This is a genomic window from Streptomyces sp. BV286, assembly GCF_019090165.1.
Taxonomy (GTDB): Bacteria; Actinomycetota; Actinomycetes; order Streptomycetales; family Streptomycetaceae; genus Streptomyces.
In genome coordinates this window covers 164,728-174,257 of the sequence record NZ_JAHRIB010000061.1, presented here as the reverse complement: position 1 = coordinate 174,257, position 9,530 = coordinate 164,728, and the positions used below count along the sequence as shown (strand labels likewise).

General features: G+C 74.2%; 6 protein-coding genes. 5 read left to right on the top strand and 1 reads right to left on the bottom strand.

Annotated features, from left to right (window positions below):
• Nucleotides 1-460: 460 nt before the first annotated feature.
• Entirely contained in the window at nucleotides 461-3,550 is a 3,090-nt protein-coding gene (locus KUF83_RS09360; RefSeq protein WP_217454118.1) for an FAD-binding and (Fe-S)-binding domain-containing protein, read from the bottom strand.
• Nucleotides 3,551-3,729: 179 nt separating this feature from the next.
• Here KUF83_RS09360 and KUF83_RS42960 point away from each other — a divergent pair, with 179 nt between their 5' ends.
• The 5 genes from KUF83_RS42960 (at nucleotide 3,730) to serC (ending at nucleotide 9,499) form a co-directional block, all read left to right on the top strand.
• Complete coding sequence (locus KUF83_RS42960) at nucleotides 3,730-6,141, top strand: ATP-binding protein (protein WP_374106027.1); 2,412 nt, start codon at nucleotides 3,730-3,732, stop codon at nucleotides 6,139-6,141.
• Nucleotides 6,138-6,581 carry a roadblock/LC7 domain-containing protein gene (locus tag KUF83_RS09350; protein WP_217454117.1) on the top strand — a complete coding sequence of 148 codons (444 nt, stop codon included), beginning with the start codon at nucleotides 6,138-6,140 and terminating at the stop codon, nucleotides 6,579-6,581. The genes KUF83_RS42960 and KUF83_RS09350 overlap by 4 nt, the downstream gene beginning before the upstream one ends.
• A complete protein-coding gene (locus KUF83_RS09345) occupies nucleotides 6,578-6,934 on the top strand; it encodes a DUF742 domain-containing protein (protein WP_217454116.1) in 357 nt (118 codons plus the stop codon). Before KUF83_RS09350 ends, KUF83_RS09345 begins: the two co-directional genes overlap by 4 nt.
• Before the next feature lie 105 nt (nucleotides 6,935-7,039).
• Nucleotides 7,040-8,263: a cytochrome P450 gene (locus KUF83_RS09340; RefSeq protein WP_217454115.1), complete on the top strand. Its 1,224-nt coding sequence runs from the start codon at nucleotides 7,040-7,042 to the stop codon at nucleotides 8,261-8,263.
• A 117-nt stretch (nucleotides 8,264-8,380) separates the two neighbouring features.
• Complete coding sequence (serC, locus tag KUF83_RS09335; RefSeq protein ID WP_217454114.1) at nucleotides 8,381-9,499, top strand: phosphoserine transaminase; 1,119 nt, start codon at nucleotides 8,381-8,383, stop codon at nucleotides 9,497-9,499.
• Nucleotides 9,500-9,530: the final 31 nt, after the last annotated feature.

The window sequence follows — 9,530 nt, the reverse complement described above, 5'->3', positions numbered from 1 at the left end:
GCCGTCGGCCGCGGCGGCCGGAGCGACGGCTGCCGGACCGGCGGCGGCCAGTCCGGCGGCGGCCGTGGGGTCGGTGACCGTCGGGCACCGGTCAGCGCTGGGGATGTTCACGGGGCCGTCCAGGAAGTTCGGGTCGAGGGGCGGTGCGGGTCGCGCGGCATGCACGTTTCGTACATCGTGATGGACTTCTCGGTCCATGGTAATGGACTCGGTCAGGGCTGTGAAGCCATTTTGGAGCTTACCGATGGGTTCGGGATCGGGGTCTCTGCCGTGTGCGGGTTCGTGAGTGCTGAGCGCGCAGTTCCCCGCGCCCCTGAGGGGGTGGACGCGGGGGCCGGATGTCAGGAGACGGGTCGGTCCCTGGCGGCCGGGGCATCTCGCCCCGCGGGGCTTGCGGGAACCGCCCCGCCGGGGTTGCGGAAACCGCCCCGCGGGAGTTGCGGGAGCGCGGTGCCGGGGTTCAGGAGCGGGGCGGGTCCGTGGGGGCCTCTGGGGCCGGTTCGGGCTCGGGCAGCGCCTCCGCCAGTACCTCTGCCAGATGGCGGCCCTTCACGGTCGCCGTCTGTTGCAGTTGGGTGCGGCACGAGAAGCCGTCCGCCAGGACCACCGCGTCCTCCCCCGCCGCCCGGACCGCCGGGAGCAGCTGCTCCTCGGCGCATGCCGTCGACACCTCGAAGTGGCCCTTCTCGAAGCCGAAGTTTCCCGCGAGGCCGCAGCAGCCGCCCGCCAGGGCGCCGGTCAGGCCCGCCGCCTCGCGCAGCCGGCGGTCCGGCGCGTCGCCCAGGACGGCGTGCTGATGGCAGTGGGTCTGGCCCACGACCGGGCGGTCCAGGCGAGGCGGCGTCCAGTGCGGCGCGTGACGCTCCAGCACTTCCGCGAACGTCACCACCGCCGATGCCAGGCGCCGCGCGCGCGGATCGTCGGGCAACAGCTCCGGCAGATCGGTACGGAGGGCAGCCGCACAGCTCGGTTCGAGTACGACGACGGGTGGGAGTTCCGGGGCGGCGGGGGCCGGGTCCTGGGACGGGCCTCCGGGCGGATCCGGGAGGGGGCCGCCCTCGCCGTCCCGGAGCTGGTCCACGAGATCCAGGGTGCGGCGCATCACCGTGCGGGCGCGGTCCAGTTGGCCCGTCGAGACGTAGGTCAGGCCACAGCAGGGGCGGCCGCGGGACCGACTGCCGGGCCGGGCGTCGGGCCTGGCGGACCGGGCGTCGGGCCGGGCGTCGGACCGGGCGGTACCGGACGGCCCGGCATCGAGCGGCCCCGGGTCCGAAGGGAACGGCAGCACGCGCAGCCCCGCCGCCTCCAGCACCCGTACAGCCGCCTTGCCGACCGACGGCGAGAGGTACTCCGTGAAGGTGTCCGGCCACAGGACGACCGCCTGGGACGGACCCCCGTCGCCGGGGCGTCCCACACGCCCGGCACCCTCCCCCATCTCCCCCATCTCCCCCATCTCCCACGGCGCTCCCGCCCGTTCCGCGGCCCGGCGGCTCCGCCACCGGCTGAACGTCTCCCGCGCCACCCGCGGGATCTCCCGCTCGGGCGCGATCCCGCCCAGCCGCTTGGCGAGCCCCGCCAACGGCCGTACCGAGGCGAGGAGGTTGACCAGCCACGCCGTACGCGTGCGGTCCACCAGGCGCAGCCACACCGGCAGCCACCCCATCGCGTAGTGCGCGGCCGGCCGGCGGCGGCCCTCGTAGTGGTGGTGCAGGAACTCCGCCTTGTACGTGGCCATGTCGACGCCCACCGGGCAGTCCGACCGGCAGCCCTTGCAGGACAGGCAGAGGTCCAGCGCGTCGCGGACCTCCGTCGAGCGCCAGCCGTCCGTGATGACCTCGCCGGCCAGCATCTCGTGCAGCAGCCGCGCGCGCCCGCGTGTGGAGTGCTCCTCCTCGCCGGTGGCCCGGAAGGACGGGCACATCACGGAGGAGCCGGAGGACTGCGTGGTACGGCACTTGGCCACTCCGACGCACCTGCGCACCGCCGACGAGAAGTCCCCGCCGTCCGCCGGGTAGCCGAACTCGACGGGCACCGGCTCGCGCGGGAGGACCGCGAACCGGAGGTTCTCGTCGAGCCGGTGCGGCCTGACGAGCATTCCGGGGTTGAGCAGGCCGTCCGGGTCCCAGAGGTCCTTGACCCGCTCGAAGAGACCGACCACCCGGGGGCCGTACATCTTCGGCAGGAGCTCGGCCCGCGCCTGTCCGTCCCCGTGCTCCCCCGACAGCGAACCGCCGTGCGAGACGACCAGCTCCGCCAACTCCTGCGAGAAGGTCCGGAAGCGGCCGACGCCCGCTCGCGTCAACAGGTCGAAGTCGATGCGCACGTGGATGCAGCCGTCCCCGAAGTGGCCGTACGGCGAACCGCGCAGCCCGTGGGTCGCCAACAGGCCCCTGAAGTCCCGGAGATACGCGCCGAGCCGGGCCGGCGGCACCGCGCAGTCCTCCCAGCCGGGCCATGCCTCGGTGCCGTCCGGCATCCTGGTCGCCGTGCCGCTGGCGTCCTCGCGGATGCGCCACAGGGCGCGCCGGCCGGCGGGGTCGGTGACCACCCGTGACGCCGTCACGTCCGCCACGCGGGTGATCGCCTGCGCACGCGCGTGTGCCTCCGCCTCCGTGTCGCCGCCCGTCTCCACGAACAGCCAGGCCCCTCCCCGCGGCAGCTCCGCGTCCGCCGGCACGAGGTCCGCCGCCATCCCCTCCACCGTCAGGGGCCCGTGCGGCAGCAGGCCGGCCGCCGCTTCCGCTGCCGCGCTCTCGTCCGCGTACGCCAGGACGGCGAGCGCACGCGCGCGGGGTGCCTCGACGAGCCGTACCACCGCCTCCGTGAGGATGCCGAGCGTGCCCTCCGAGCCGCAGAAGGAACGCGCCACGTCCGCGCCGCGCTCGGGCAGCAGCGCGTCCAGCGCGTACCCGGAGATGCGGCGCGGCAGGTCGGGGAAGCCGGTGCGCAGGAGCGCCGACTCGCCGTCCACCAGGGCCCGCAGCCCTTCGGGGGCGCCCGACCAGTCGGCGCCCAGGCGGGCGGTCGCTCCGCGCGCGGTGATCACCGACAGCTCGCGCACGCTGTCGGCCGTCGTGCCCCAGGCCACCGAGTGCGATCCGCAGGAGTTGTTGCCGATCATGCCGCCGAGCGTGCACCGGCTGTGCGTGGAGGGGTCGGGGCCGAAGCGCAGTCCGTGCGGCGCTGCCGCCTCCTGGAGGCGGTCCAGGACCACTCCCGGCTGGACCACCGCCGTGCGCGCCTCGGGGTCGAGCGACACGATCCGGTTCAGGTGCCGGGTGAAGTCGAGTACCACTCCCGTGCCGGTCGCCTGCCCCGCGATCGACGTACCACCACCACGCGCGACGACCGGCACCCCGAGCCGGGAGCACACGGACAGGGCCGCCGCCACGTCGTCGGCGTCTCTGGGGGCGACCACAGCCAGTGGTACCCGCCGGTAGTTCGACGCGTCCATGGTGGTCAGCGCCCGCGCGGTCGCGTCGAGGGCGACCTCCCCGCGCACCGTCTTCTCCAGCGCCGCCCGCAGCTCCCCGAGATCCGTTTCCGTCATGCCTCCAAGAATGCCTCCCCTCACTGACAGTGACGGGAGGGAGTCCACCCGCCGATTCGCGGACGAATTGTGAGAGTGGGCCGGAACCTGCTCGTTCCGATCACGAAGTCCCATATAGTGACCGCCAGTTGAGCACCAGGTGTCGCATCCCGCCCAGGACACGACCGAGGACACGATTCATGACCGCGCCCACCCCGCAAGCGCGCCCCACGAAAGATCGGCCGTCCTTCGCGCACTCCGTAGGCGCACGCCCCCGTCTGCGTGCTGTGGCGATCGCCCCGCTCCTCACGGCCGTACCGGCCGCGCTCGCCGCCGGCGCCGCGGTCGCCCTGGCTCCCGAACCGGTGCGCATGCCCCTCGCCTGGGGCCTGGGCGCGACCGTCCTCCTGCTGTGCGCGGTGGTTGCCGTGGCCGGCCGTGCCGTGCAGACGTCCCGATTACTGCTCCGCCGCCTCGAAGCGGTCTCCCAGGACACCGCCCGGCTGCTGGCGGAAAAGGCCGCCCTCACAGAGGAGTCCGCGCGGGAACGCGCCCGGCTCACCGACGAGTTCACCCGGGATCGCGCCCGGCTCGCCGAGCAGAACGCCCACCAGAAGGTCCGGCTCGCCGCCGAGATCGACCGGGAACGCACCCGGCTCGGCGCGGAGCACGCGCGCGTGGCCGACGAGTTGCGGCAGGCCAGGGCCGATCGTGCCGCCGTGCTCTCGGCGGCCGCCACCACCGCCGCCCGGTTGCAGGCCCTGTCCACGAGCATGCTCGCCGACCTGCGCGCCATGGAGGAGCGGTACTCCGACGAGGACGTGCTCGCCGACCTCCTCCACCTCGACCACCGCACCGCCCAGGCGGGCCGTCTCGCCGACTCCGTCGCCGTCCTCTCGGGCGCGCGCTCGGGCCGCCGCTGGGCGCGGCCCATCCCCATGGAGTCGATCCTGCGCGGCGCGATGGGCCGCATCGACGGATACCAGCGCGTACGCGTCCACTCGGCGAGCGGCGCGGCGGTCGCCGGGCACGCGGCCGAGGGCGTCATGCACGCGCTCGCCGAAGTCCTCGACAACGCCGCGAACTTCTCGCCCCCGACGGCTGAGGTGCACGTCTACGTGGAGGAGGTCCCGGCGGGGGTCATCGTCTCCGTGGAGGACAGCGGCCTGGTGATGGGCGAGACACAGCTGCGCCGCGCCGAACAGGCCGTCTCCGGCGAGGAACTGGAGGCCGGTGGCCTCGCCGGCACCCGGCTCGGCCTCGTGGTCGTCGGCCGCCTCGCCCGCAAGTACGGCCTGAGCGTCTCCTTCCGCCCCTCCGCACGCGGCGGTACGGGCGTCCTGGTCCTCGTCCCCCAGGACGTCCTCGCGAACCCGGCACCGCATCCGGCGCCCCACCCGGCGCCGGTCCAGGCCCCGCCCATGCCCCCGGCCTCGCCCTCGGCCCGCGCCGAACACCCGGTACAGGCTGCGCGTCCGGTTCCGGTTCCGGAGCCGGACGCGGCGGCGCGGGAGACCGCGCCGCCCTTCCCGGGCCCGCGGCCCGGCCCGTGGTCCGCCCCGGAGAACCAGCCCTGGCCCGCCCCTGAGGAGCCCGCCCGGCCCGGCCGGAAGGAGCCCTCCTGGCTGGCTCCGGAGGAGACGCCCTGGTCCGGCCCGAACCCGAAGGAACCGACCTGGCTCGCCCCGGACCGGTCCGCCCGCCCTGCTCCGGACCAGTCCGCCCGGTCCGCCCGGCCCGCCCCGGAGCAGACACCCTGGCCCGGCCTTAAGGAGCCGCTCGGGCTCAGCCCGCAGGAATCCGCCCGGCCCGGCCCGCAGGACTCCCCCAGGCCCGCCCCGGAGGAGTCCACTCGGCCGGCTCCGGAACAGACCTCCTGGTACAGCTCGCAGCATCCCTCCTGGGCAGTTCCCGAGGACTCCGCCGGGCCCAGCCCTGACGATTCCTCCAGGCCCGCCCCGGAGGAATCCGCCCGGCCCGGCCCGAGCGAGCCGACCGGGTCCGCCCCGGAGAGCGCCCTCCAGCTCAGCCCGAAGGCCTCCCCCTGGTCCGGCCCCCGGGAGTCGTACGCCGCCTCCCACTCCGGCCCCGACCTGGACCCGGAGCCCGTGCCGCCCCACGGTTTTCCGTCGCACGGTTTTCCGTCGCACGGCTTTCCGTCCCGGCCGGCCGGCCCCGCCGACAACCTCCCCAGGCGCCACCGCGGCGGCACCCTCGCGGAAGCGGAGGCCGAGGCAGCAGCGGAGGCGGAGCAGGAGGCCGAAGCAGCAGCGGCAGCGGCAGCGGCGAGAGAAGCCGAGGTCTCCGTCGAGACCGCGGGCAAGGCTGCGGGCGAGGCCGCGGCCGACGGCGATGTCGAGTCCGGCCCCGTCCGCACCCGGATGCCCGCCACCCCCGCCAGTCCGGTCACTCCCGCCAGTCCCGTCCCTCCCGGCAGCCTCAGCTCCCCCGACTCCCCCGGCTCCCCCAACTCCACCCCCGATGACGTGATGACCCGCGCCGCCCGCTTCAACAGCTTCCGCCAAGCCGTGCGCCGCACTCCGGCGGACGAGCCCGTACAGGCCCGTACGCGCCCTGCCACCCCCCACCCGGAAAGCGATCCCACGTCATGACCGGCCCCATCGGCACCACCTCGACCGCCGACGAGAAGCTGACCTGGCTCATCGAGGGCCTGCTGGCGCGCACCCCGGGCGCCCGGCACGCGCTCTTGCTCTCCCGGGACGGCCTGCGCCTGTGCCGGACGCCCGAACTCACCGCCGACCAGGCCGACCAGCTCGCCGCCATCGCCGCCGGCATCCAGTCGCTGTCCCACGGGGCCTCCCTGCAGTTCGGGGACGGTACCGGGGGCGTGCGGTCGACGATGACCGAGTTCCACGGCGGGGTCCTGTTCATCGTCGAGGCGGGCGCGGGCGCGCACCTGGCGGTGGTCACGGCCGAGGAGGCGGACCCCGGGCTCGTCGGCCACAACATGGGCGAGCTCGTGGAGCAGCTCGGCGGGCACCTGAACGCACAGCCGCGTACGTCACTGAGCGCGCAGCCACGTACGCCATGAGCCGGCCGGGCAGGGACGACGCCCCCGACCGGCTCTACACCCTCACCCAGGGGCGCACCCGTTCCACTCCCGGAGCGCCCTTCGACCTGGTGACGCTGATCGTCGCCGAGTGCGATCCGGTGCCGGGCATGCAGTCGGAGCACGCGGCGATCCTGCGCCTCGCCGGACGGCCGACCGCCGTCGCGGAGCTGGCCGCCGAGCTGCGGCTGCCGGTCAGCATCACGAAGATCATGCTCTCCGACCTGCTCGCCGAGGGCCGCGTCAGCGCCCGCCATCCCCGCAGGGTCATGCTCGCGGGCCGTCCCGATCCTCACATCCTGGAGCAGGTGCTCGTTGGACTCCGCAACCTTTGAAACCTCCGCCACCCCTGACACCCCTGACACCCCTGATGCCCCTGATGCCCGAACCGCGCTGTGGGCGACGGCCGGTGCCGCCCGGCCCGCAGGGGAGTTGGCCCGATGAGCGTCCCCGTGTCCCTCGCCGGGCCCCGCTTCCGGGCCGAACCCGACGCGCTGTACCGGGAGTTGCGCCGCGAGTACGGCGCCGTGGCTCCGGTGCTGCTCGACGCGGACATCCCGGCGTGGCTCGTGCTCGGCTACCGCGAGCTGCACCAGGTCACCGGCGACCCCGTGCTGTTCAGCCGCGACTCCGGGCTCTGGAACCAGTGGGCCCGTGTTCCCGACGGCTGGCCCATGCTGCCGATGATCGGCGGCGGGCACTCCTCCGTCCTGCACACCGTCGGCGAGCGCCACCGCGAGCGCGTGGCGCTGATCGGCGACGCGCTCGAAGCGGTCGGCTCCCACGAACTGCGCACCCACGCCGAGCGGTTCGCCGACGAGCTGATCGACGCGGTGTGCGCCGAGGGGGAGGCGGATCTCGTCGGCCACTACGCGGCCCTGCTCCCCGTACGCGTCCTCGCCACCCTCTACGGCTTCGCCGACGAGCAGGGGCCGGGTCTCGTCGCCGCTCTGAACGACATGGTCGACGGGGGTGAGGAGGCCGTCGCCGGGCAGCGGCACGTGGCCGCCGCCATGGCACACCTGGTGGCGGACCGGGCGGCGCGGCCCGCGGACGACGTGGTCAGCCGCCTGCTCGCCTCGGGACGTACGTCGCGGGGCCCGGCCCTCACCCACGAGGAGGTCGCCCAGGACCTCGTCGTCATGATGGCCGCGGGCCACCAGCCGACCGCCGGCTGGATCGGCAACTCGCTGCGGCTGATGCTGACGGACGACCGTTTCGCGGCCTCGCTGTTCGGCGGCCGGCGCAGTGTCGCCGAGGCCATGAACGAGGTCCTGTGGGAGGACACCCCGACCCAGAACGTGGCCGGCCGGTGGGCGTCCCGCGACACCCGGCTCGGCGGCCGCCCCGTCCGCGCCGGTGACCTGCTGCTGCTCGGCCTCCAGGCCGCCAACCACGACCCGCAGGTCCGCACCCACGGGACCGCCCTGACCGGCGGCAACAGCGCGCACTTCTCCTTCGGGCACGGGCAGCACCGGTGTCCGTTCCCGGCGCAGGAGATCGCCGAGGTCGTCGCGCGTACGGCCGTCGAGGTGGTGCTGGACCGGCTGCCCGACGTCGATCTTGCGGTGCCCGCCGCCGCCCTGACGCGCCGCCCGTCCCCGTGGCTGGGCGGCCTGACGAACCTGCCGGTCCGCTTCACGCCGACGGCGCCGCGCGGATGACCGTCCCGCGCCGCCCCGGCGGGGGCGCCGCCGTCGCAGGCCCGGTGCCCTCCGCGACGCGTCTCATCCGACGGACGACGTTTCACCCAGGTTTCCGGAAACGGATACGCTCCCGTCGTGGCTGATATCCAGATCCCCGCAGACCTCAAGCCCGCCGACGGACGTTTCGGCGCGGGCCCCTCCAAGGTGCGTACGGAGTCGCTCACCGCGCTCGCCGCCACCGGCACGTCCCTGATGGGCACGTCCCACCGTCAGGCCCCGGTCAAGAACCTCGTGGGCAGGGTCCGCCAGGGTGTGAGCGACCTCTTCCAGCTGCCGGAGGGCTACGAGGTCGTCCTCGGCAACGGCGGCTCCACCGCGTTCTGGGACGTGGCGACCCACGGACTGATCGAGAACAAGTCGCAGCACCTCACGTTCGGCGAATTCTCGTCGAAGTTCGCGAAGGCCGCCAAGCTGGCGCCGTGGCTGGCCGACCCGGACGTCCTGACCTCCGAGCCGGGCACCCACCCGGAGGCGGTCGCCCAGTCGGGTGTGGACGTCTACGCCCTCACCCACAACGAGACCTCCACCGGTGTGGCGGCCCCGGTCAAGCGGGTCGCGGGCGCCGACGACGGCTCCCTCGTCCTCGTGGACGCGACGAGCGGCGCGGGCGGCCTGCCCGTGGACATCGCCGAGACGGACGTCTACTACTTCGCCCCGCAGAAGTCCTTCGCCGCGGACGGCGGCCTGTGGATCGGGATCTTCTCCCCGGCCGCGATCGAGCGCGCCGAGCGCGTCCACGCGAGCGGGCGGCACGTCCCGGAGTTCTTCTCGCTGCCGACGGCGATCGACAACTCCCGCAAGAACCAGACGTACAACACCCCGGCCCTCGCCACGCTGTTCCTCCTGAACGACCAGCTGGAGTGGATCAACGGCCAGGGCGGCCTGGACTGGTCGGTCCGCCGCACGGCGGCCTCCTCGCGCACGCTCTACGGCTGGGCCGAGGACGTCAAGTACGCGAACCCGTTCGTCACCGACCCGGCCAAGCGCTCGCAGGTCATCGGCACGATCGACTTCACGGACGACGTCGACGCGGCCGCGGTCGCCAAGGTCCTGCGCGCCAACGGCATCGTCGACACCGAGCCCTACCGCAAGCTCGGCCGCAACCAGCTGCGGGTCGCGATGTTCCCGGCGGTCGACCCGGCGGACGTCGAGGCACTCACCAAGTGCATCGACTACGTGATCGAGAAGCTCTGACCTTCTCCCGTACGTACGACGACAAGGGCGC